Origin of the sequence: Mycobacterium sp. GA-1841 (genome assembly GCF_001954135.1) — a bacterium.
Taxonomy (GTDB): domain Bacteria; phylum Actinomycetota; class Actinomycetes; order Mycobacteriales; family Mycobacteriaceae; genus Mycobacterium.
The window spans coordinates 1-23,029 of the sequence record NZ_MBEQ01000076.1 but is presented as its reverse complement, the minus strand read 5'-3'; the positions used below and the strand labels follow the sequence as shown (position 1 = coordinate 23,029).

Annotated in this window: 23 protein-coding genes; 14 read left to right on the top strand and 9 right to left on the bottom strand. The window is 67.2% G+C overall.

The window, feature by feature from the left end; genetic code table 11:
* Positions 1–6: 6 nt before the first annotated feature.
* A complete protein-coding gene (locus tag A5740_RS18885) occupies positions 7–978 on the bottom strand; it encodes a glycosyltransferase (RefSeq protein WP_076196492.1) in 972 nt (323 codons plus the stop codon).
* 78 nt (positions 979–1,056) lie between these two features.
* On the opposite strand from A5740_RS18885, the gene A5740_RS18880 reads away from it, so the two are divergent.
* From A5740_RS18880 to A5740_RS18855, 6 genes are all read left to right on the top strand, one after another.
* Positions 1,057–1,263 (top strand): hypothetical protein, encoded by a 207-nt coding sequence (locus tag A5740_RS18880; RefSeq protein ID WP_076196491.1) that lies wholly within the window; start codon positions 1,057–1,059, stop codon positions 1,261–1,263.
* A complete protein-coding gene (locus A5740_RS18875; RefSeq protein ID WP_076196489.1) occupies positions 1,253–1,750 on the top strand; it encodes a hypothetical protein in 498 nt (165 codons plus the stop codon). The genes A5740_RS18880 and A5740_RS18875 overlap by 11 nt, the downstream gene beginning before the upstream one ends.
* On the top strand, positions 1,750–2,979 hold the full coding sequence (locus A5740_RS18870; RefSeq protein WP_076196487.1) for an Nramp family divalent metal transporter: 1,230 nt from the start codon (positions 1,750–1,752) through the stop codon (positions 2,977–2,979). Before A5740_RS18875 ends, A5740_RS18870 begins: the two co-directional genes overlap by 1 nt.
* Positions 2,976–3,341, top strand: coding sequence for a hypothetical protein (locus A5740_RS18865; protein WP_076196485.1), 366 nt, complete (start codon positions 2,976–2,978; stop codon positions 3,339–3,341). The genes A5740_RS18870 and A5740_RS18865 overlap by 4 nt, the downstream gene beginning before the upstream one ends.
* Positions 3,328–3,666: a hypothetical protein gene (locus A5740_RS18860; RefSeq protein WP_076196483.1), complete on the top strand. Its 339-nt coding sequence runs from the start codon at positions 3,328–3,330 to the stop codon at positions 3,664–3,666. The genes A5740_RS18865 and A5740_RS18860 overlap by 14 nt, the downstream gene beginning before the upstream one ends.
* 240 nt (positions 3,667–3,906) lie before the next feature.
* Positions 3,907–4,902 carry an iron-containing redox enzyme family protein gene (locus tag A5740_RS18855; protein ID WP_076196481.1) on the top strand — a complete coding sequence of 332 codons (996 nt, stop codon included), beginning with the start codon at positions 3,907–3,909 and terminating at the stop codon, positions 4,900–4,902.
* An 18-nt stretch (positions 4,903–4,920) separates the two neighbouring features.
* On the opposite strand, the gene A5740_RS18850 is transcribed toward A5740_RS18855, so the two are convergent.
* Positions 4,921–5,598: a HemK2/MTQ2 family protein methyltransferase gene (locus A5740_RS18850; RefSeq protein ID WP_076196479.1), complete on the bottom strand. Its 678-nt coding sequence runs from the start codon at positions 5,596–5,598 to the stop codon at positions 4,921–4,923.
* A 151-nt stretch (positions 5,599–5,749) separates the two neighbouring features.
* Here A5740_RS18850 and A5740_RS18845 point away from each other — a divergent pair, with 151 nt between their 5' ends.
* Positions 5,750–5,992 (top strand): CsbD family protein, encoded by a 243-nt coding sequence (locus tag A5740_RS18845; protein WP_076196477.1) that lies wholly within the window; start codon positions 5,750–5,752, stop codon positions 5,990–5,992.
* Positions 5,993–6,062: 70 nt separating this feature from the next.
* On the opposite strand, the gene usfY is transcribed toward A5740_RS18845, so the two are convergent.
* The 3 genes from usfY to A5740_RS18830 all read right to left on the bottom strand — a co-directional run bounded on the left by usfY (position 6,063) and on the right by A5740_RS18830 (position 7,790).
* On the bottom strand, positions 6,063–6,371 hold the full coding sequence (gene usfY / locus A5740_RS18840) for a protein UsfY (protein WP_076196522.1): 309 nt from the start codon (positions 6,369–6,371) through the stop codon (positions 6,063–6,065).
* Between the two features lie 13 nt (positions 6,372–6,384).
* Entirely contained in the window at positions 6,385–7,002 is a 618-nt protein-coding gene (locus A5740_RS18835) for a flavodoxin family protein (RefSeq protein ID WP_076196475.1), read from the bottom strand.
* A 104-nt stretch (positions 7,003–7,106) separates the two neighbouring features.
* Positions 7,107–7,790: a PAS and ANTAR domain-containing protein gene (locus tag A5740_RS18830; protein ID WP_076196473.1), complete on the bottom strand. Its 684-nt coding sequence runs from the start codon at positions 7,788–7,790 to the stop codon at positions 7,107–7,109.
* Between the two features lie 73 nt (positions 7,791–7,863).
* Between A5740_RS18830 and A5740_RS18825 the strand changes: the two genes are divergently transcribed.
* Entirely contained in the window at positions 7,864–8,439 is a 576-nt protein-coding gene (locus A5740_RS18825; protein WP_076196471.1) for a restriction endonuclease, read from the top strand.
* Here A5740_RS18825 and lat read toward each other — a convergent pair.
* Both lat and A5740_RS18815 read right to left on the bottom strand, forming a co-directional pair.
* The gene (lat, locus tag A5740_RS18820; RefSeq protein ID WP_076196469.1) at positions 8,417–9,751 is read right to left on the bottom strand and encodes an L-lysine 6-transaminase; all 1,335 of its coding nucleotides are present in this window, start codon (positions 9,749–9,751) and stop codon (positions 8,417–8,419) included. The genes A5740_RS18825 and lat overlap by 23 nt on opposite strands.
* A gap of 52 nt (positions 9,752–9,803) precedes the next feature.
* Entirely contained in the window at positions 9,804–10,268 is a 465-nt protein-coding gene (locus A5740_RS18815) for an Lrp/AsnC family transcriptional regulator (protein WP_076196468.1), read from the bottom strand.
* Positions 10,269–10,321: 53 nt separating this feature from the next.
* Between A5740_RS18815 and A5740_RS18810 the strand changes: the two genes are divergently transcribed.
* Both A5740_RS18810 and A5740_RS18805 read left to right on the top strand, forming a co-directional pair.
* A complete protein-coding gene (locus A5740_RS18810) occupies positions 10,322–11,872 on the top strand; it encodes an aldehyde dehydrogenase family protein (RefSeq protein WP_076196467.1) in 1,551 nt (516 codons plus the stop codon).
* A 9-nt stretch (positions 11,873–11,881) separates the two neighbouring features.
* Positions 11,882–12,685 carry an SDR family NAD(P)-dependent oxidoreductase gene (locus A5740_RS18805; protein WP_076196466.1) on the top strand — a complete coding sequence of 268 codons (804 nt, stop codon included), beginning with the start codon at positions 11,882–11,884 and terminating at the stop codon, positions 12,683–12,685.
* Here A5740_RS18805 and A5740_RS18800 read toward each other — a convergent pair.
* Positions 12,665–14,089 (bottom strand): lipase maturation factor family protein, encoded by a 1,425-nt coding sequence (locus A5740_RS18800; protein WP_076196465.1) that lies wholly within the window; start codon positions 14,087–14,089, stop codon positions 12,665–12,667. The two genes, A5740_RS18805 and A5740_RS18800, sit on opposite strands and share 21 nt — an antisense overlap.
* A gap of 79 nt (positions 14,090–14,168) precedes the next feature.
* On the bottom strand, positions 14,169–15,527 hold the full coding sequence (locus A5740_RS18795) for a cytochrome P450 (RefSeq protein WP_076196464.1): 1,359 nt from the start codon (positions 15,525–15,527) through the stop codon (positions 14,169–14,171).
* Between the two features lie 71 nt (positions 15,528–15,598).
* On the opposite strand from A5740_RS18795, the gene A5740_RS18790 reads away from it, so the two are divergent.
* From A5740_RS18790 to A5740_RS28055, 4 genes are all read left to right on the top strand, one after another.
* Positions 15,599–16,252, top strand: coding sequence for a TetR/AcrR family transcriptional regulator (locus tag A5740_RS18790; protein ID WP_076196463.1), 654 nt, complete (start codon positions 15,599–15,601; stop codon positions 16,250–16,252).
* Between the two features lie 36 nt (positions 16,253–16,288).
* Positions 16,289–20,818, top strand: coding sequence for an ATP-dependent helicase (locus tag A5740_RS18785; protein ID WP_076196462.1), 4,530 nt, complete (start codon positions 16,289–16,291; stop codon positions 20,816–20,818).
* Between the two features lie 12 nt (positions 20,819–20,830).
* A complete protein-coding gene (gene nei2, locus A5740_RS18780) occupies positions 20,831–21,583 on the top strand; it encodes an endonuclease VIII Nei2 (RefSeq protein WP_076196461.1) in 753 nt (250 codons plus the stop codon).
* A 73-nt stretch (positions 21,584–21,656) separates the two neighbouring features.
* On the top strand, positions 21,657–23,029 hold a 1,373-nt coding region (locus A5740_RS28055; RefSeq protein ID WP_254849249.1), incomplete at its 3' end, for an HNH endonuclease signature motif containing protein.

Below are 23,029 nucleotides of genomic sequence, written 5' to 3'. Positions count from 1 at the left end.
CGAATCTCACGCGCACCGATCGGCGATCACTCGGTCCCAATCCCGCACGAACCGCTGCAGGCCGAAATGAGCGAGTGCGAATTCCCTGGCGGCTTTGCCGGCGACTGTGGCGGCAGGCAAGTCGGTGACGAATCCCTGCAACGCGTACGCCAGCGTCTTGACGTCCGCGCTCACCACGCCGGCATCGGCCCCTACCACCAGCGGCGCAGCGGTGGATCCGACCGCCACGATCGGCATACCCAGCAGCATCGCCTCGATCAGCGACAACCCCAGCGATGTCCACCGTGCCGTGTGCAGGTAGACCCGCCGGCGCGCGATCTGATGCATCAGGCGGGCATGGGGCACATCGCCCTTACCGCGCACGCTGCCCCGATGCTCGTGGTCGTTGAGTTCGAGGGTGTCGATGCCCCACACATCGATCGGTACGTCCCGGCTGAGTTCGGACAGCAGATCCGCACCCACCGTGCGCCACCGCCGCAGCGGCTCGTTGATCATGGTGGCCGCCGAGGCCACGTCACCGGTGTAGAGATGGCCCGGATCGGCCACCCCGTGCTGGATGACCTGCGTCGGCGCCGCCCCGTTGTCCCACATCAGGCGGTTGAAGTCGGTGACGTGGACCAGAAGGATGTCGCTGCGATCCGACAACGGATGAGTGCTGTCGGCGGCGTACGGCCGGGGCGCATTGTGTTCCACATAAATGGCGGGAACGTCGATACCCGGCCGCCGCCCGAGCCACTGCTCGGTGAGCGCGATCTCCTCAGGCCGCTGCAGAACGACCAGATCGACGTCACTGTCCCGCAACTCGGCCACCGGAACCTCTTGGGCCGCTGGCCAATTGCGCCCGCAAAGACCGCGTCCGTCAGCGTCCCCGGCGTCGTTGACGGGGATCAGGTAGCGGTGCGGACCGGCGACAAAGGACTCCATCCAGGAACCGTGCACATGCCACGCGAGTACCGATCGCGGTGGTTCTTGGCTCATGCGGCGGAAGTACCCGAGCAGTAGTCACTTAAACACTCGAAGAGTTTGATCGAGATAGCTGTGTGGTATTCCCGCGTCATGCCCCGCGACGACGTACCCGATGAAGTGCCGGTAGCCGACGCGCTCGAACAGCGACGCGAATACGGCGAACCGGTTCCGGATCGTGAAGTATCGGTCACGGATCGGGACAGCCCTCCCCTGGAAGTGACTGATCAGGACTGGCAGGAGCAACGCGAAGCGGTCACCGACGACTCCGGACTCGACGAGTTCGACCGTGACCGGTAAGGCAGACACCGAGGACGACACCCAGGAAGACCCGGCACACAGACGACGGCACGTTCAGGCGATCGCCCTCGTCGCCCTCCTCCTCGTCGGGCTGGGGCTGCTGCTGACGTGTTGCCCGGCCAACCGCGACGGCATGCCGGGGCAACTCGCCCAGGCGATGGAGGAGACCACGGCCGCCGCCCGCAGCGGCGCCTATGCGCTCGACCTGCGAATGCGTGACCGGTCCAGCCCTCAACTGGCCAGTGTCCAGATATCGGCGGCGCGCGAAGAGATCGCCAAGGCGTATCAGGGCATCGCCGATCTGCGGGCCGAGGATCCCGTGGACCTCGAACGGCAGAAATACCTCACCGACGCCATGACGACGATGATCGCGCAGCTGAACACTGCATCGGCTCGGGTTCGCGGGGTCGCCGCCGAGCCCGAACTGAGTGCTCTGCGCGCCGAACTGCTGGACTCGGCGCAGGCCCTGGAAGCCGGGTACCGCTGATGAAGAAATTCTTCGCAGTGGCGTTGGGAATCCTGACCGCGATCGGCGGGTTCCTCGACATCGGCGACCTGGTGATGAACGCGGTGGTCGGTTCCCGGTTCGGCTTGGCGCTGGTCTGGGTGATCGTGGTCGGTGTCGTGGGCATCTGTCTGTTTGCCCAGATGGCCGGCCGGGTGGCGGCGGTCAGCGGCCGCGCCACCTTCGAGATCATCCGGGAGCGACTCGGTCCGCGCACCGCCGCGGCGAACCTGGCGGCGTCGTTCCTGATCAACCTGATGACGCTGACCGCCGAGATCGGTGGTGTGGCGCTGGCGCTGCAGTTGGCCTCCGATGTGGGGCGGATGATGTGGATCCCGGTGGCGGCCGTGGCGGTATGGCTGGTGATCTGGCGGGTCAAGTTCTCGGTCATGGAGAACACGGCCGGCATCGCGGGGCTGTGCCTGATCGTCTTCGCGGTCGCGGTCTTCGCGTTGCAACCTCAGTGGGGCGAGCTGGCTCATCAGGCGGTCCAACCGGTGATCCCGGAATCCGAATCCTCGGCGACCTACTGGTACTACGCGATCGCGCTGTTCGGCGCCGCGATGACGCCCTACGAGGTGTTCTTCTTTTCCTCCGGCGCCGTCGAGGAGCATTGGAAAGTCAAGGATCTCGGGAAGTCACGGATCAACGTCCTGGTCGGGTTCCCGCTCGGCGGCATCCTGTCGGTGGCGATCGCGGCCGGCGCCACGCTGGTGCTGCTGCCCGAGCGGATCGAGGTCACCTCGCTGTCACAGGTGGTGATGCCGGTCGTGGAGGCCGGCGGCAAACTCGCGCTGGCATTCGCCATCGTCGGCATCGTCGCGGCCACATTCGGTGCGGCCCTTGAGACCACGCTCTCCAGTGGTTACACCCTGGCGCAGTTCTTCGGGTGGACATGGGGAAAGTTCCGCCGTCCCGCCGAGGCCGCACGCTTCCACGTGGTGATGTTCGTGAGCATCGTCGTGGGCGCCGCCGTCCTGTTCACGGGCGTCGACCCGGTCATGGTGACCGAGTACTCGGTGGTGTTCTCGGCCATCGCACTACCGCTCACCTACCTGCCGATCCTGATCGTGGCCAACGACCCGGATTACATGGGCGACAAGACAAACGGAAGGCTGCTCAACGTGTTCGGATCGGTGTATCTGGTGATCATTGTGGCGGCTTCGCTGGCCGCCATACCGCTGATGATCGTGACGGGAGCCGGACAATGACCACGGTGGACGCACGCCTACATCTGCTGGGCCACCAATTGCTCGACCATGACGGTGATCCCGCCGGCATCGTCGACGACCTCGAACTCGACGGCGTGGAAATCGACGCCGACATCGAACCAGGGGCCCCGCCACCGCGCGTGACCTCCGTGCTGTCGGGTCAAGTGATGATGACCCGTATTCTCGGTGGCGCCCCGCCGCGGGCGCTGTTACACGAAATCCCCTGGCAACAGGTGGCTTCCATCGGGGTGACAATACGGTTGACTCCGGTCGAACTGCCGTCCGACACCGACTGGGTGGAACGTTGGCTGCGCGATCACATCGTCTCTCGCATCCCCGGAGGGCGTCATGCAGCTGAGTAACCTCTTGGGTCTGCGGGTGGTGGACGCCGGCCACCATCGGGTCGGCACGGTGATCGACGTACGGCTGCGGATCGAGGACACCTCCGACGATCATCTGCCCTGCCCTGAGATCGTCGGACTGGTGGTGAGCCCGCGAACCGGCTCGTCCTACCTGGGCTATGAACGCACCGGCATCAACGCCCCGGCACTCATCGCCGGCATCGCTTCGTGGCGGCACCGCGGCACGTTCCTTGCCGCATGGCAGGACGTGGCGCGGATCGGATCAGACGGCGTCACGCTGCGTGTGGGATACCGCCGTCATCCCGCGGCGCTGCGGGCGCAGTGACCCGCTCGTCGTCATCCAGCCACTGCCATACCAGTTCGGCGACGGCTTGCTCGCCAAGCGCGCGCCGACACTGGGCTTCGATGATCTCGGAGATACGCCCGAACATGCCGTCGAGCCTGCGTTGCGTTGTCATGGCTCACCTCGCATCCAACGGACAGTGATTACCCACCCGGCGATCCGCAGTAACCTGCTGCGACAGAGGAGTTTACAAACGTCTCGAACGGGAATAACTGCGGCGAAATGGCTACTCTTCCCGATGCGCAGGGGCCCGTCTCCGCGGCGGTGATCGAACGACTCGGCGACCGTGCGCCCCACAACCACCTGGAACCGGTCTGGGTCCCACTACGCGACTCCGACCCGCTTGGCCTGGACGTGCAGCTGGCCCTGTACATCTGCTATGAGCTGCACTACCGGGGCTTCGCCGAGGTCGACCCGGCCTGGGAGTGGAACGCGGGCCTCCTGCACCTGCGGTCGCAGTTCGAACGGATCTTCCTGGCCGCCGTCCGCCGTGAGGTCGGCCCGATCGATCCCGAAGACACCGCCGAGCAGGAAATGGCCCGGCTGTCGGTGGAACCGGCAGGTGGCACCGGCCCGTCGTACTACCTGCGCGACGAAGGTAGCTGGGAGCAGATGCGCGAATACTTCGTGCACCGGTCGCTGTATCACCTCAAAGAAGGCGACCCCCACGCCTGGCTGATCCCGCGTCTGAGGGGTCAGGCGAAGGCCTCCTTCGTCGCCGTCGAGTTCGACGAATACGGGGCCGGTTCGGGCGCACGTCTGCACCAACGACTGTTCAGCGACCTGTTGACCGCCGCGGGACTGGACTGCAGTTATCTGGGCTACCTGGGAGTGGTTCCGGCCGAGTCCCTCGCCGTGGTGAACCTGATGTCGATGTTCGGCCTGCACCGTCGCCTGCGCGGCGCGGCCGCCGGCCATTTCGCCGCTACCGAGATCACCTCGTCACCCGGCTCGCAGCGGTTGATGACCGCATTGCAGCGCATGGAGGCCCCGGAAGAGTGCGTGCGCTTCTACCGCGAACACGTCGAAGCCGACGCCGTCCACGAGCAGGTGGTGCGCCACGACGTGGTCGGCGACCTGGTTCGACGCGAGCCCGAGTTGGAGGCCGACGTGGTGTTCGGCATCCGTGCCTTCAATGCCCTGGAGGACCGGCTGGCCGACCACTTGATGAAATGCTGGTCGGCCCACCGCATCTCACTATGCCGAGCGCTTGCCTGACCCCTTACCGCCGGTCGGTCATCTCTTGTCTGCTCGGATCACGACCAGTTGTTCCTCGCCCCTGGCATGCGTCAACCGCCCGGTCTCCCGCAGCCATCGGGCCTGGGAGTGCAACACCGGGCCGAAGGGAATGCGCTGGGTGGCACAGACGTCGGCGTCCAGACCACCGTCATGCAACAGGGTGAGCGACTCTTCGACATCGGAAAACTCGGACTGCACCAAGAACAGCGAGCCGCCGTCGGCCAGCAGGGCGGCCGCCGAGCGACACAACGGATCCAGGACCAGCCGGCCGTCCAGGCCGCCGTTCCACGAGGCCATGGGCCCGGCTGAGGGGATCGAGGCGGCGTCGGTGTCCGGACCGACCGGAACGTATGGCGGATTGCACACCACGACGTCGAACGGTTCCTGTTCGAACGCCTGAGTCCACGAGCCGAGCCGCGCCTCGACATCGACCTGCGCCGCCAGCGCGTTGGCCTGGGTGCTGCGCGTCGCACTGGGCGACACATCGAGCGCGGTAACCGGGACGGCGCCGAGCTCGGCGACCGCAATGGCCACGACGCCGCTGCCGGCACACAGATCCACCAGCCGGCGGCCCGCCACCGCATCGCTACGTTCAAGCGCCTCGATCAGCAGCCACGAGTCATGCTGCGGCTGGTAAACCTCCTCGGCGCCAACGGCAATGGTCTCAGCGGCCATCCTTGCTCCCTTCCCGGAGTAACTCCTGTTCAATACCCGTACCGGGGAAGCGCAAACCGCCAGGTTTAGCGACGAGGTATCCGGGAATCCACCGGTTGCGTGGAGAAGCCGCGTGGGATGACCAATCCACTCCAGTAGCGGAAAGGTAAGCATGACCGAGAAGAACTCAGGACCTGAAGAAGCCATCAAGGGCACCGTCGAAGACGTCAAGGGCAAGGCCAAGGAGGCTGTGGGCACCGTCACCGGCCGAGAAGATCTCGTCCGAGAGGGTAAAGCTCAGCAGGACAAGGCCGATGCCCAGCAGGACGCCGCCAAGAAGGAGGCCGAAGCCGACTCTGCCCGCGCCGGCGCCAAGGCAGCAGAGAAGCGCGAGCAGGCCAGCCAGCGCCCGTAAGGTCGCATCGCTCGTACCGAGATGAGGAGATGGCCCAGCCCCCGGGGGCTGGGCCATCTCGCTGTTGCGATCAACTGTTCGGCGTCTGCTTTATGACGTCCGGATGCTCTGCGTACCACTGCTTTTCGATGCGCCGGACCCGCTGGTGGGCAATGGCCAGCCACAACCCGCCGCCCAGGATGCCGATGGCGGCCAGCACGGCCAGCACCACTGCTACCCCACTGTTGCCGGTGGCGAAGGCAAACAAGCAGGCCACGAACAGCACCACGCCGACACCGATCATCGCCAGCGCCGGCATGTTGCGGTTGTCCTTCATCGTCTCCCCGGCGTGAGGCCGAGTGGTCCTGGTGTGGTCAACAGGATCGTCGGGGCCTTTCATCATTCACTCCCTCTCATTCGTAACGCGGGTATTGCCCGGTCTTGAGCAGCCGGGCCAAGTGCGCCGCATTGCGCGCGGCAGCGCCGGTGGCATCGGCGACGGCGGTGGGTACCTCGTCGAGATCCTTGTAGTCGGTGCCATGCATCGCCTCACCGTTCCAGTACGTGCAGCCCTGTGCGGGGATGCTGTAGCCGACGTCGTTGAGTCCCTGAAACAGATCGGCGACCGTCTTGTGCGCGCCGTCTTCGTTTCCCACCACCGCCACCAGGGCGACTTTGCCGGCCAGCACCGGGCGCCCCGCGTCGTCGGTGTTGGACAGTTCGGCATCGAGCCGTTCCAGGACCCGCTGGGCGATGCTCGACGGATGTCCCAGCCACACGGGTGTCGCCAACAGCAGGATGTCCGCGGCGAGCACCTTCTCGCGGATTTCCGGCCACTGGTCAGCGCCGCCCATATCGGTCTCGACGCCTGGTTCGATCGTGTAATCGGCGCATCGCAGCGATTCGGTTCCCACGCCGAGCACCTTCAGGTGTTCACAGACCTGATCAGCGATCAGCGAGCTGCTGGACTCGGCCGGGCTGCGCTTGAGGCTGCAGATGAGCGCGAGCGCGGACAACGTCGGCGCGGTCATCGAACCGTTCCTGTTGCCGTTCCTCTTGCCGTTCGTCTCGCCATTGCACAACTCCCCGCATCGGTTCGGATCAGCGAGGGGGGTTTTCCCAGGAAGAGGGCGGTCTAAACCTCGTCGACGCGTAGGTGGCTGGTCAGCAGCAGCCGGTCGAACACCACGCGATTGGGAAAGACCTCGGTGTAGTCGAGGTCGAGGAAGTCTCTGGCGAGCTGCTCGGCCAACAGCCGCAACTTGGTGTTGGTTTCCTGTGAACGCCACTTCAGCAGCTCGAACGCCGCGTCGGCGTTGATCCGGTAGAGCAGCATCAACATGCCCTTGGCCTGCTCGATGGCGCTGCGAGCCTCGGCGATCTCGGCGACCACCTCGGTGACGGCCTGTTCGTGCGCCTGGGCCACCGATGGCGAGACGTCGACGTAGAAGCCGTGGGTGCCGATGATCGCGCCGGTCTCGTCGAACAACTGATCCCCGACCACGACGACATGATGGACATCGCCGGCGGTGTCCACGATGCGGTGCCGCGTGCTGAATGCACCCGAGGTACGCCGGATCTCGTCCAGCGTCGCGGCCACCTGTCCGTAGTCCTCGGGGTGCTTGTGCGAAAGCACCAGGTCGGTGGTCGGATGCGCGGTCCCGGGTTCGTACCCGTGCATCCGCTCGACTTGCGGCGACCATTCCCAGCGCTCGTCGGCAAAGTAGAACCGGAACCATCCGACGCGCTGCGGATCGCCACCGGCGAGTGCATGCTCGATCGGCGACTCGATGTTCCCCGCGGCCGGTTCACTGGTCACGGGTCGAGAGTAGCGCGCTTAGCTGGAGGTGGGTGGGGCGAATTGTCAGGGCGGGTCTCTAGCATTCGGACCTGTGAGGCGGCTTCGGATCAGGCTCTACATCGCGGCCGGTGCGGCGGCCACGGTGGCGTGCCATCTGGCCGGGGTCGAGACCGGGTGGAGCCTGGCGTCCGGCGGGGCGGTTCTGCTGGGGCTGGCCTGCGCTCCGGGGTTTCTGCGAGGCGCCCTCGCGGGGGCCGGCACCCCCACCGCGCGGGAACGGGCGGGCACCGAGATGACCGGGCTGCAGTTCGAGGACCACGTGGCCCGCGTGGCGCGAAGCTGCGGGCTGCCGGTGATCATGACGCCGCTCACCGGTGACTGGGGCGTGGACCTGATCGTCGGGCATCGCCCCAACCGGGTTGCCGTGCAATGTAAACGGTTGGCGCGCCCGGTGGGCGCGGGAGCGGTCCAGGAGGTTGTCGCGGGTGCGCCGATGCAGGATTGCGCCAGGACGATGGTGGTGACGAACAACGACTTCACGCCGGCCGCACGCAAACTCGCCGAATTGCACGGCTGCGAGTTGGTATCCGGGGCAGAGCTGCCCCGCCTGAGATCGATCCTGCGGCGGGCTACCTCTGCCGCACCTAGCCTTCCAGAGGAGAGCTGAGCGCATCCCGGACCGCATCGAGGCAGGCGTCGATCTCCTCGGGCGTCACCGTCAGTGCCGGCCGGAAACGCACCGAATCGGTGCCGCTCGGCAGCATGACGACCCGGTGGTCCCACAACCGGCGCACCAACTCGTCACGCACAGCGGTCGAGGGCAGGCTGAACGCACACATCAGTCCTCTCCCGCGCGGGTCGAGTACCGTGCCGGCGAAATCGTCTGCCAAACGCCGCAACTGACCGAGCAGGTACGCGCCCGTCGCCGCCGCATTGCCGAACAGATCCTCGGACTCGATCACCTCCAGAATGCGCCGTGAACGCACCATGTCGACCAGGTTGCCGCCCCACGTGGAGTTGATCCGCGAGCTCACGGTGAAAACGTTGTCGGCGACCTCGTCCGTGCGGCCACCCGCCATCACCCCACACACCTGCGTCTTTTTCCCGAAGGCAACGACATCGGGTGTGACACCCAATTGTTGGTAGGCCCAGGCGGTTCCGGTGATGCCGCACCCCGTCTGCACCTCGTCGAAGATCATCAGGGCGTCGAACTCGTCACACAGCTGGCGCATCGCGGCGAAGAACTGGGGCCTCAGGTGCCGGTCACCGCCCTCACCCTGGATCGGTTCGGCGATGAAGCACGCGATGTCGTGCGGATTCTCCTGGAACACCGCCCGCGCTGCGCGCAGCGAATCAGCTTCGAGGGCAGCGATGTCCACGCCGGCCCGAACATACGGGGTGTCGAGGCGCGGCCACTCGAACTTCGGGAAGCGCGCCACCTTGTTCGGATCGGTGTTGGTCAGCGAAAGGGTGTATCCGCTACGGCCGTGGAAGGCGCCGCGCAGGTGCAGCACCTTGGTACCCAGCGCAGGGTCGATCCCGCCGGCCTCGTTACGCCGGCTCTTCCAGTCGAAGGCCACCTTGAGCGCGTTTTCGACGGCCAGGGCTCCGCCGTCGACGAAGAACAGGTGCGGCAGCTGCGGGTCGCCGAGCACGCGCCGGAAGGTGTCGACGAACCTCGCCAGCGGCACGCTGTAGATGTCGGAGTTGCTGGGCTTGTTGACCGCGGCCTGGGCGAGCTCGGCACGGAAGCTTTCGTCGTCGGCCAGCGCGGAATGGTTCATCCCGAGCGCCGACGAGGCGAAGAACGTGAACATGTCCAGGAAACGTTCACCGCTGCGCGCATCCACCAGATAGGACCCTCGGGAGCGGTCGAGATCCAGGACGAAGTCGAAGCCGTCGGTCAGGATGCTGCGCGCCAGTACCGCGTGCACCCGATCCGGACTCATCTGCGCCGGGGATGTCAGCACTGCAGTCATGACCGCATTCTAACGGAATCTTTACGGCGTCTGCCTGATATGACCGTAACCGTTACGGAACGTAATCCCGTCCGCTGTAAAATGTCTGCAAAATGATGGTGCTGCGCGTCCGGACGTCAGCGGCGGTCCTGATCCGCTGGAGCAGGTCCTCCAGGGCCCGAGCCGACGCCACCCGGACCAGCAGGACGTAGCTCTCCTCGCCCGCCACCGAGTGGCACGATTCGATTTCGGGGATGTGCTGCAGCCGGGCGGGGGCATCATCGGGTTGGGACGGATCGAGAGGGGTGATGGCGACGAACGCCGAAAGCATGTGGCCCAGCGCTTCGGGATCGAGCCGCGCCGCATATCCGGTCACCACGCCCCGAGACTCCAACCGGCGCACCCGGGCCTGGACCGCCGACACCGACAGCCCGGCCGCGGACGCCAGCTGCGCCAGTGTGGCCCTGCCGTCGGCGACCAGCGCACGGACCAGAATCCGGTCGGTGTCGTCGAGCACGTGTCCGTCGGCTTCGCCCATGGCCCGCACTGTAACCCCTCACCGGGCCTGACCAGGCCCCAGAAAGGCACACCATGACCACCACCGAACGGACCGATCTCCCCACTGCCGAGGAGTTGCGGCAACGGGTACGGCACGCCCTCGATGCCGTCGGTGCGCGGGCAGAGCTGGGTGAACCGACCGCCGCCGGCGACGGCCTTCCCGCCAGCACACCGATCAGCGGAGACGTGCTGTTCACCGTTGCCGAACACGGCGTGGACGACGTCGACACCGCGATAGACGCTGCCGCACAGGCATTCTCGACCTGGCGCACCACGCCGGCGCCGGTGCGCGGCGCATTGGTGGCCCGCCTGGGTGAGTTGCTCGTCGAGCACAAGGCCGAGCTGGCGACCCTCGTGACGGTCGAGGCGGGCAAGATCACCTCCGAGGCACTCGGCGAGGTGCAGGAGATGATCGACATCTGTCAGTTCGCCGTCGGCCTGTCGCGGCAGTTGTACGGCCGCACCATCGCTTCCGAGCGGCCCGGTCACCGGTTGATGGAGACCTGGCACCCACTGGGCGTGGTCGGGGTGATCACCGCGTTCAATTTCCCGGTCGCGGTGTGGTCGTGGAACACCGCGATCGCCCTGGTCTGTGGTGACACCGTGGTGTGGAAGCCCTCCGAGCTGACCCCGCTCACCGCGATCGCCTGCCAGGCCCTGGTCGAACGCGCCGCTACCGAAGTGGGTGTGCCAGGCTCGGTCTGCCGGCTGATCCTCGGTGGCCATGAACTCGGCGAGCGGCTCGTCGACGATCCCCGGGTGGCACTGGTGAGCGCCACGGGATCGGTGCGAATGGGACAGCAGGTGGGCCCGCGCGTCGCAGCCCGGTTCGGCAAGGTGCTACTGGAATTGGGCGGCAACAACGCCGCGATCGTGACACCGTCGGCCGATCTGGACCTCGCGGTGCGCGCCATCGTGTTCTCGGCCGCGGGTACCGCCGGGCAGCGGTGCACGACGCTGCGCCGGTTGATCGTGCACTCTTCGATCGCCGACGAGGTGGTCTCGCGGATCGTTGCGGCGTATCGCAGTCTGCCGATCGGTGACCCGAGCGCCGAGGGCACCCTGGTCGGGCCACTCATCCACACCCGCGCCTATCGCGACATGGTGGGAGCGTTGGAGCAGGCCCAAGCCGATGGGGGCGAGGTGTTCGGTGGGAAACGCCACGATTTGGGTGACGAGGGTGCGTTCTACGTCGCCCCCGCGGTGGTCCGGATGCCCGCGCAGACTGCCGTCGTGCACACCGAGACCTTCGCCCCGATCCTCTACGTACTGACCTACGACGAGTTCGACGACGCGATCGCCCTCAACAACGCGGTGCCGCAGGGGCTTTCGTCGTCGATCTTCACCACCGACATCCGGGAGTCCGAACGGTTCCTGGCCGCCGACGGATCCGACTGCGGTATCGCCAATGTCAACATCGGGACCTCGGGCGCCGAAATCGGCGGCGCGTTCGGCGGGGAGAAACATACCGGCGGCGGACGGGAGTCCGGCTCGGACGCCTGGAAGGCGTACATGCGCCGGGCCACCAACACCGTCAACTACTCCTCGGAGTTGCCGCTGGCTCAGGGCGTGCATTTCGGATAGGAAGTGCGCATGGACCTCAACGGAAAGCTGGCCGTCGTCACCGGCGCCGGATCCGGCATCGGGCGTGCCCTGGCCGAAGCATTCGCCGCCGCCGGCGCCCGCCTGGTGGCCGCCGATCTCGACGGCGAGGCGGCCGAACAGACCGCCGCGCAGATTCGTTCGGCCGGCGGCGAGGCGCTCGGCGTCCGGGCCGACGCCGGCGCCGCGGCCGACATCGAAGCGCTGAGCTCCACGCCGCTCGGCCCGGTCGACATCTACGTCGCCAACGCCGGGGTCATCGGGACGCCCGGCCTGGCCACCGACGAAGATTGGGACACCATTCTCGACGTCAATCTGCGAGCCCATGTCCGCGCGGCCCAAGTGCTTGTGCCGCAATGGCTGTCACGCGGCGGTGGCTATTTCGTGTCGGTCGCCTCCGCGGCCGGTCTGCTGTCCCAGATCGGGGCGGCCGGGTATGCCGTGACCAAACACGCTGCGGTCGGATTCGCCGAATGGCTCGCCATCACGTACGGCGATGACGGCATCGGGGTCAGCTGTGTGTGCCCGCTGGGAGTGGACACCCCGCTGCTCGACGCGGTGCGCGGGGCCACGGATCCTGACGTCGCGGCCGGCGCGGCGTCGATCGTGGGGTCCGGCGAGGTGATCAGCGCACAACAGGTCGCCGCCGCCACCGTCGAAGCCGTGCAATCCGACCGGTTCCTGGTACTCCCGCACCCACAGGTCCTCGACATGTACCGCCACAAGGGCTCCGATTACGACCGGTGGATCGCCGGGATGCGCCGTTACCAGCGCTCACTGCGCGCCGGCCGATGAGCGCCCCGCCGACGGCAACGACTGCGGCGGAACATAGACCCCGAGCGAGATGCGCCGCCACCAGACATGATCGCGACGCAGTTCGGTCCAGGAACTGAACTCATACCGGTACAGCACCGCGCGCACGTAGCGGGGCGGCTGGTCGACGAACGGGTTGTAGCGCAAGAGTTTCAGGATGTGGCGGTCGTTCTCCAGCAGTCGGACCAGCAATGTCCGCAGCCAGCCTTGGGCGTATGCCGGTGAGATCGCCGCGAACCACATCAACCAGTCCAATCTCAGGTGGTACGGGGCGAACTGGCGCGGGCATCGTCGGACATCGCCGGGTTTGCCCTTGAACTCGTATTCCTGCCACACCGTGTGGTCGCTCAACTCGGAATCCGTCGTACCCTCCAACACGATCTCGTCGCGGGTGCGTCCGACCGTGCCGAACGCCCCATAGGAGTTCACCAGGTGATAGCGGTCGTAGGAGGCGTTCATTCGCTGTCGCTTCGAGATGAGATTGCGCGCCGGCCGGATACTCAGACCCGCCACCGCCACAGCGAACGCGATCACCACGACGACGAACCACGCTGGGGTCGGGCCGAATTGGTGCGGTGTCGCCGACACCGCACTGAACGCCAGGACGATCGTGATCCAGTTCAGCCAGGCGAAGTTGCCCGAGATCACCAGCCACAGTTGCGTGATGATCACGATGGCGGCCGCCACAGTCGCCACCGGCTGCGGGGCGAACAGCGCGAACGGCACGACGAGTTGGGCAAAGTGATTGCCGGCCACCTCGATTCGGTGCAGGGGCTTGGGCAGGTGATGGAAGAACCAACTCAACGGCCCGGGCATGGGTTGGGTCTCGTGGTGGTAGTACAGACAGGTCAGGTTGCGCCAGCACGGATCCCCGCGCAGTTTGATCAGGCCGGCGCCGAACTCGACGCGGAACAACAGCCAACGGGCCAGCCATATCACCAGCAGTGGGGGTGCGACGTCATCGTTGCCCAAGAACGTCATCAGGAACCCGGCCTCCAGCAGAAGCGATTCCCAACCGAACGAATACCACGTCTGCCCGACGTTGACGATCGACAGGTACAGCGCCCACACCGTCAGCCAGATCAGCATGGCGCCCCACAACGGCACGAGGTCTCCGAACCCGGCGAGCAGGGCGGCCGAGAGCAACGCTCCGACCACACACACCGCGGCGAAGAACCGGTCCGAATAGTGGAAATGGAACAGGCTCGGCGCCTGCCGAAACGAGTTGGCGGCCAGGAGTCGAGGTATCGGTAGCAGACCGCGGGTGCCGAGCAGGCCGCGGAACTGGCGGGCAGCCGCGATGAACGCGATCAAGTAGATCGCGGCCGTCCCCCGCTGCAACACCTGGCGGGCCAGCCAGTATTCGTCTGCGTTGAACCATTCCATACGCGGACCTGTCAACGATTCGGTCTGTCCACGAGGACCGTACCCCGAATCGGGTGCTTTCACGCCTGCCGCGGCAGAATCAGCGGCGGCGCAGGCCCAACCGGAAGCCGGTCGGCATCATCGTCAGCCGCTCCTGAACCTGCAACCGGTAGCCAGGATCGGCGACCAGATCGTATCGCCGGATCAGCACGGCCAGTAGCAGTACCGCCTCGTGCAGCGCGAACTGCCTTCCGATACATGATCTTTCGCCGGTGCCGAACGGCTTGTACAGCCCGCCGGGGCGCGACCGCATCTGGTCGGGACAGAAGCGGTCCGGGTCGAACGCCTCGGGGTCGGGCCCCCACCGGGGGTCGCGGTGCAACGTCGAGGTGAGCGCCAATGCCCAGTCGCCCTTGCGCATCGGCAAGATTCCGGCGAGCACGGTGTCCTCGCGGGCCGCGCGGTAGTACGCCGGCACGGTCGGCTGCAGTCGCAGCGACTCGTCGAGGACCCGCCGGATATACCGCAGTCTCGCGATCTTTTCGTACCCCGGCCGCGGTTCGTCGCCCCACACCTCGTCGACCTCGGCACGGGCGCGGGTGAACACCTCTGGATGCCGGGACAGGAAGTACAGCGCGAATGACAACGCGCCCGAGGTGGTTTCATGCCCGGCGATCAAGAAGTTGATCAGCTGGTAGCGGATGTTCTCGGCGTCGAGATCGGATTCCAACATGATCTGCAACAGGTCGTCGTGATCACCCGACGGCCGTGATCGGCGCTCGGAGACGATGTCGTCGGCCAAGGCGTGCAGGTACTGGGCGTCGCGGCGGATCCGCCGCTCGTAACGCCGGTAGACGAGGGCGGGCAGGAAGGTTTCCCGCAGCACCCCGAGGCGGTCGGCGCCCAGCAGCGCAGACACCATGTGCGTGACGAACGGGTGGGTTTCGTCGGACTGAAAGCACCCGAACGAATAGCCGGCCGCGCAGCGCCCGATGGTCTCCAGGGTGACCCGGGTGGTGTCGGCCGAGACGTCGACGGTGTTCGCGCTGTCGGCCTGCCGGTCCCACCGATCGGTCAACTCCCCGGCGACATCGAACATCGTCGCGTGGTAGCGGCGCATCGCAGCTTGGCTGAACGCCGGCATCAGCAGTTGATGGGCTTTGAGCCAGTTCGGTTCGTCGTTGTAGGCGGTGAACAACCCGTCACCGCCGACGATACGCAGTGCCTCGATGTCGGGACCGACGTGTTTGCAGAACCGGCTTTCGTCGTTGAGGTCGGCAACGGCATCGGCACCGGCTACCACCACGTAGCGGGCCCCGAGGAACGTGAATTCGCAGATCGGCCCGAGCTCGGCCAGGCCGGTCGCGGACTGCATCGACGAGTCCGACTGCAGACTGAACACATCGCCGAGCAACGGCACCCGCCGCGGTGGATGTGGCAGGGTCCCCACGACGGTCATGGCTCCAGGATTCCGGCCTTGTTGTACATGCGTCAAGTAAGGCTCGAAGCGGTGCGGGTTACGCTGCCCACGTGGGTGCCGAGTCGAGACGCCGGCTCTCCCCCGCCGACAGACGCAACGAGCTGTTGGCCCTGGGGGCCGAGGTGTTCGGGCAACGGCCGTACGACGAAGTCCGCATCGACGAGATCGCCGAACGCGCCGGGGTGTCGCGAGCCCTGATGTACCACTACTTTCCCGACAAGCGTGCGTTCTTCGCCGCCGTCGTGCGCGCTGAGGCGGAGCGGTTGTTCGAGGCCACCAGCACCCCTGCCGACCCTGGACAGAGCCTGTTCGGTCAACTACGCGCCGGCGTGCTGGCCTATCTGCGCTACGACGAGGAACACCCGCACGGCGCCTGGGCCGCCTACCTGGGTCTGGGACGCACCGATCCCGTGCTGCGCGGCGCCGACGACATCGACAACGACCGGCAGGCCGACCGCATCATGAGCCGGATCGCCGACGCCGTGTCCGAACCGCTGGACGCCAAGGTCGAACGTGATCTGCGGGCCACCGTCTACGGCTGGCTGGCCCTGACCTTCGAGATGTGCCGGCAACGGCTCATCGACCCGTCGATCGACGCCGGTTTCGTCGCCGACACCTGCGCACACGCCCTGCTCGACGCCCTCGGACGGGTCGCGGGGTTGCCCGCCGAACTGGCCCGCGCGGCTGCACCCGAACACCGCTGACGTCCACTTGTCGGTGGCGCGCGGCAGTATGGCTGGATGAGCACCGCGCCGGTCGAACCGCTGGCCCGGTTCAGTGCGCTGACCCGGGAGTGGTTCGCGGCTGCCTTCCCGGCGCCGACGGCAGCCCAGGGCCAGGCGTGGTCGGCCATCGCCGAGAAGCACAACACCCTGGTCATCGCTCCCACCGGGTCGGGCAAGACCCTGGCGGCATTCCTGTGGGCGATCGACGAGCTGGCCCAGTTACCGCCAGATCCCCGACCGGGCACGACGGTGCTCTACGTGTCGCCGCTCAAAGCCCTGGCCGTCGACGTCGAGCGCAATCTGCGCACCCCGCTGACCGGGATCACCCGAGTGGCCGAACGCCACGGGGTGCCCGCCCCCTCGATCAGCGTCGGCGTCCGTTCCGGGGACACCACGCCCAGCCAACGCCGCGCGATGCTGACCAAGCCACCCGACATCCTGATCACCACGCCGGAATCACTGTTCCTGATGCTGACCTCGGCCGCCCGCGAGACGTTGGCGAACGTGCGGACCGTGATCGTCGACGAGGTGCATGCCGTCGCCGCCACCAAACGCGGCGCCCACCTGGCGCTGTCGCTGGAGCGGCTCGACCAGTTGCTCGACAAGCCGGCCCAACGGATCGGCTTGTCGGCGACAGTGCGCCCGCCCGAGGAAGTCGCCCGGTTCCTGTCCGGGCAGGCCCCCACCACGATCGTCGCGCCGCCGGCCGCCAAGACCTTCGATCTGTCGGTCCAGGTTCCGGTGCCGGACATGGCCGCGCCCGACAACCAATCCATTTGGCCCGATGTCGAGGAAAACATCGTCGACCTGATCGAGGCACACCAGTCCTCGATCGTGTTCGCGAACTCACGCCGGCTGGCCGAACGGCTGACCTCCCGACTCAACGAGATCCACGCCGAGCGGTGTGGGATCGAGCTCGCGCTGGACCACAATCCCCAGGTCGGAGGCGGCGCCCCGGCCCAACTCATGGCCAGCGGTCAAGCCAACGGCGCTCCCCCACTGCTGGCCCGGGCACATCACGGCTCAGTCAGCAAGGAGCAGCGCGCCCAGGTCGAGGACGATCTCAAGAGCGGTCGGCTGCGCGCCGTCGTCGCGACTTCCAGCCTGGAGTTGGGCATCGACATGGGCGCGGTCGATCTGGTGATCCAGGTCGAGTCCCCGCCGTCGGTGGCCAGTGGGCTGCAACGCATCGGGCGTGCCGGACATCAGGTCGGCGAGATCTCCCAGGGCGTGTTGTTTCCCAAGCACCGGACCGACCTGATCGGCTGCGCGGTGACGGTGCAGCGCATGCGCGCCGGCGAGATCGAGACCATGCACGTGCCGGCCAATCCACTCGACGTGCTGGCCCAGCACACCGTGGCGGTCGCGGCACTGGAGCCGATCAACGCCGACGCCTGGTTCGACGCGGTGCGCCGCAGTGCGCCATTCGCCACGCTGCCGCGTAGCGCCTTCGAAGCCACCCTGGACCTGTTGTCCGGGAAGTACCCGTCGACCGAGTTCGCGGAGCTGCGGCCCCGGCTGGTGTACGACCGCGACACCGGGACACTGACCGGCCGTCCGGGCGCCCAACGTCTGGCGGTCACCTCCGGCGGCGCCATTCCCGATCGCGGTCTGTTCACCGTCTACCTGGCCACCGACTCCGAAAAGCCCTCCCGGGTCGGCGAACTCGACGAGGAGATGGTCTACGAATCCCGCCCCGGCGACGTCATCTCCCTGGGCGCCACCAGCTGGCGGATCACCGAGATCACCCACGACCGGGTTCTGGTGATCCCCGCCCCGGGTCAGCCCGCCCGGCTGCCGTTCTGGCGTGGCGACAGCGTGGGCCGACCCGCCGAGCTGGGCGCCGCGGTCGGCGCCTTCACCGGGGAACTCGCCGCGCTCAGCCGCGCCGAGTTCGATGCACGTTGTCAGACAATGGGTTTCGCCGGTTTCGCCACCGACAACCTCTATCAGCTGTTGCACGATCAGCGGGAGGCCACCGGCGTCGTCCCCAGCGACAGCACGTTTGTGGTGGAACGCTTCCGCGACGAGCTCGGCGACTGGCGGGTGATCCTGCATTCTCCGTACGGCCTTCGCGTGCACGGGCCGCTGGCTTTGGCCGTGGGCCGCCGACTACGGGAACGCTACGGCATCGACGAAAAGCCCACCGCCTCCGACGACGGCATCATCGTGCGGTTGCCCGACGTCGTCCATCAGGCCGGCGAAAACCCTCCTGGCGCCGACCTGTTCGTGTTCGACGCCGACGAGATCGAGCCCATTGTCACCGCAGAGGTCGGCGGTTCGGCACTGTTCGCGTCGCGGTTCCGCGAATGCGCGGCGCGGGCCCTGCTGCTGCCCCGTCGGCATCCCGGCAAGCGTTCACCGTTGTGGCACCAACGACAGCGCGCCGCGCAGCTCCTCGACATCGCCCGCAAGTACCCCGACTTCCCGATCATCTTGGAGACGGTGCGGGAATGCCTGCAGGACGTCTATGACGTCCCGGCCCTGACCGAGTTGATGCGCCGGGTGGCCCAACGCCGGCTGCGGGTGGTGGAGGTGGAAACCGCCACCCCGTCACCGTTCGCGGCCTCGCTGCTGTTCGGATACGTCGGCGCCTTCATGTACGAGGGTGACAGTCCGCTGGCCGAGCGGCGGGCCGCAGCCCTCGCACTGGACACCGTGCTGCTCTCGGAGCTGCTGGGCCGGGTCGAGCTGCGCGAGCTGCTGGACCCGGCGGTGGTCGCCTCGACGTCGGCACAGCTGCAGCACCTGACCGAGGACCGCGCGGCACGCGACGCCGAGGCAGTGACCGACCTGCTGCGGCTGCTCGGTCCGCTGACCGAGGCCGAGATCGCCGAACGAGCCACCACCGACACCATCGGTGGGTGGCTCGACGGACTGCATGCCGCGAAACGTGCACTGCCGGTGACGTATGCCGGGCAGACCTGGTGGGCAGCAGTGGAAGACATCGGCTTGTTGCGCGACGGGGTCGGCGCGCCGGTGCCGGTCGGCGTACCCGCGGCATTCACCGAGTCTGTCGACGATCCGCTCGGGGATCTGATCGGCCGGTACGCCCGCACCCACGGCCCGTTCACCACCACCGACGTGGCCGTGCGTTTCGGGCTCGGGCTGCGCGTGACCGCGGACGTGTTGGGCCGCATGGCTGTTGACGGCCGACTGGTGCGCGGTGAGTTCACCGACGATCTCGTCGGAGAACAATGGTGCGACGCCGAGGTGCTGCGAATCCTGCGCCGTCGCTCCCTGGCGGCGCTGCGCGCTCAGGTCGAGCCGGTCAGCACCGCAGCCTTCGGGCGGTTCCTGCCGTCGTGGCAGCATGTCGGCTCGTCTCACAGTTCCGGGATCGACGGGCTGGCCGCGGTGATCGAGCAATTGGCCGGGGCGCTCATCCCGGCGTCGGCGGTGGAGTCACTGGTGTTCGGCCAGCGCGTCCGCGACTATCAGCCGGCCATGCTCGACGAACTGTTGGCCGCCGGCGAGGTCATGTGGTCCGGCGCCGGCCAGATCGGTGGCAGCGACGGTTGGGTGGCGTTCCACCTGGCCGACTCCGCGCCGCTTACCCTGGGCGCCCCCGCCGAGATCGAGTTCACCGATACCCACCGGGCGATCATGGAGACGTTGGGGCACGGCGGGGCGTATTTCTTCCGTCAACTCAGCGATGGAGTTGCCGAATCTGAGCTGAAAACGGCGCTGTGGGAATTGATCTGGTCCGGCTGGGTCACCGGGGACACGTTCGCGCCGGTGCGGGCGATGTTGTCCGGGCCGCGCCGGTCCGGCACCCCCGCGCACCGACAGCGTCAACGCCCGCCGCGGCTCAGCCGCTACAGCGTCGCACGGCCGCAGAGCCGCGCGGCTGATCCGCTGGTGTCCGGCCGGTGGTCGGCTTTGCCTGCGGCCGAACCGGATTCGACCGTGCGAGCGCATTTCCAGGCGGAGTTGCTGCTCAACCGGCACGGGGTGCTGACCAAGGGAGCGGCGGCCGCCGAGGGGGTGCCCGGCGGGTTCGCCACGTTGTACAAGGTGTTGAGTGCATTCGAGGACGCCGGCCGCTGCCAGCGCGGCTATTTCGTCGAATCACTCGGCGGGGCACAGTTCGCGGCCGCGTCGACGGTCGACCGGTTGCGTTCGTACCTCGACGGAGTCGACCCCCAGCGGCCGGAATATCACGCGGTGGTACTCGCGGCGACCGACCCGGCCAACCCCTACGGGGCAGCGCTGGCTTGGCCCGAGCGCGGCGGCGACGACACTCACCGGCCGGGCCGCAAGGCCGGAGCCCTGGTCGCGCTCGTCGACGGGCAGTTGGTGTGGTTCCTGGAACGCGGTGGCCGGACCCTGCTCAGCTTCACCTCTGACACCGAGACACAACGAGCAGCCGCCGCAGCACTGGCCGGTCTGGTGAGCGTCCGACGGATACCGTCACTGTTGGTGGAACGGATCAATGGTGTCGCCGTGCTCGATCCCGGTGTCGACGACGACCGCGCCGCCGTGCAAGACGCGTTGACCGGGGCCGGATTTTCCCGGACCCCGCGCGGCCTGCGACTTCGGTAAGTTCGTGGTGCCATGCCTGAAGGTGACACCGTCTTCCACACCGCCACGGCGCTACGCGACGCCCTGGCCGGAAAGACGTTGACGCGCTGCGACATCCGAGTACCGCGGTATGCCACCGTCGACCTGAGCGGACACGTCGTCGACGAGGTTCTCAGCCGGGGCAAGCACCTGTTCGTCCGGGTGGGCCCGGCCAGCATCCATTCCCATCTGAAGATGGAGGGCAGCTGGCGGATCGGCTGGTCCAGGGTCACACCGCACCGTATCCGCGCAGTGCTGGAGACCGCGGACAGCCGAGCCACCGGCATAGACCTGGGCGTGTTGGAAGTGCTGGACCGCGACAGCGATCTGGCGGCGGTGGAACACCTGGGGCCGGACCTGCTCGGCCCGGATTGGGATCCCCGCACCGCAGCTGCCAATCTCACCGCCGACCCGGACCGTCAGCTGGCGCAGGCGCTGCTCGATCAACGGGTGATGGCCGGTGTCGGCAATGTGTACTGCAACGAACTGTGTTTCGTGTTCGGCCGGCTGCCGACGTCACCCGTCCGCTCCCTCACCGACTCGTTGCGCGTGGTACAGCGAGCCCGGGACATGCTGTGGCTCAACCGGTCCCGCTGGAACCGCACCACGACCGGTGACACCCGCAACGGACGGCAACTGTGGGTGTACGGCCGCGCCGGCGAACCCTGCCGACGGTGCGGGAGCCTGATCCAGACAGACTGGAGTGGTGAACGGGTGACGTACTGGTGCCCGAGCTGTCAGACGTGAGCCCGCGGCCGACTGTCACCGATGTCCTGAGAAATGCCTGCGCGTGTCAGTCCGCAGTGGCATAATCGAACATGTGTTCGACAGTGATTCTGATGCCGCTCTCATCGACGCGATGAGTGCTGCCGCGCGAGCGGAATCGAGCGCGATCGCCCACCGCCTGGCAGCCATCGGTGAACTGGACACCCGCCGGGAACGGGAACTGGCTGAAACGGTGTACTGGCGCACCGACCCGTTCGAAGCGGTTGCCGCCGAAATCTCAGCGGCGTTGAACATCAGCCGCCACCGCGCCGGCGAACAGATCCGCCAAGCCCGCGTCCTGCGCGACCGCCTCCCCCACATCGCCGCCCTGTTCGCTGCCGGGGACATCGACATGCGGATGGTGTTGGCAATCATCAACCGCACCGACACCGTGGACCCGTCGGCCTGGGCTGCCGTCGACCAAGCCCTGGCCGCGCGCGCCGCGTCCTGGATGCGGTTGTCCAAACCCAAACTGCGTGACCGCATCGATCAATGGGTGGCGCGGCTGGACCCCCACGGTGAACGGGTGCCCCCACAGGTCGATGAGGGCCGGCATTTCACCGTCGAAGCCGGCACCATCCCCGGTATGGCGATGGTGTGGGGACATCTGCGCGTCGGGGACGCCGCCGCCCTCGACCAACGCCTCGACGCCCTGGCGGCCACCGTATGCCCCGACGATCCGCGCACCCTGGATCAGCGGCGCGCGGATGCCGCCGGGGCGTTGGCCCGGCTACAAGATCACCTGCCGTGTCTGTGCCGATCGCAGGACTGCCCGGCAGCAGGCACGCGGGCTGCTGCCGATGCGGCGGTGTTGCACGTGCTGGCTGATCAGGCCACCCTCGACGGCGACAGTTCCACCCCCGGCTACCTGCCCGGCTACGGCATCCTGCCCGCCCAAAGTGTGCGTGACCTCGCCGCGAATGCGACCAGAAAACCGGTGCGTGTACCCGGGGACGCCCCAACCCGCGACGACGACACCAGCGAGGCCAACGGCACCGCGGACACTTCCCAGACCAGTGAGGCCGCCGGCACCTCCGACACCAGCGAGGTCAACGGTGCCGCGGATACCAGCGAGCCCACCGCCAAGACCCCTGCCGGTGCGGCGGGGTATCGCCCCTCGGCCGCGCTGCGGGAATTCATCACCTGGCGGGACCTGACCTGCCGATTCCCCGGCTGCGACCGGCCCGCACAGTACTGCGATATCGACCACACCGTGCCCTATCCGACCGGACCCACCCACCCGTCGAACACCAAACTCTATTGCCGCACACATCATTTGGTGAAAACTTTCTGCCCCGGCTGGAACGACCGCCAAACCCCCGACGGCGCCATCGTGTTCAACACACCCACCGGGCACACCTACAGCACCGAGGCCCACGGCGCCACCCTGTTCACCGCCCTGGCCACCCCCACCGAAGACCTCAACCT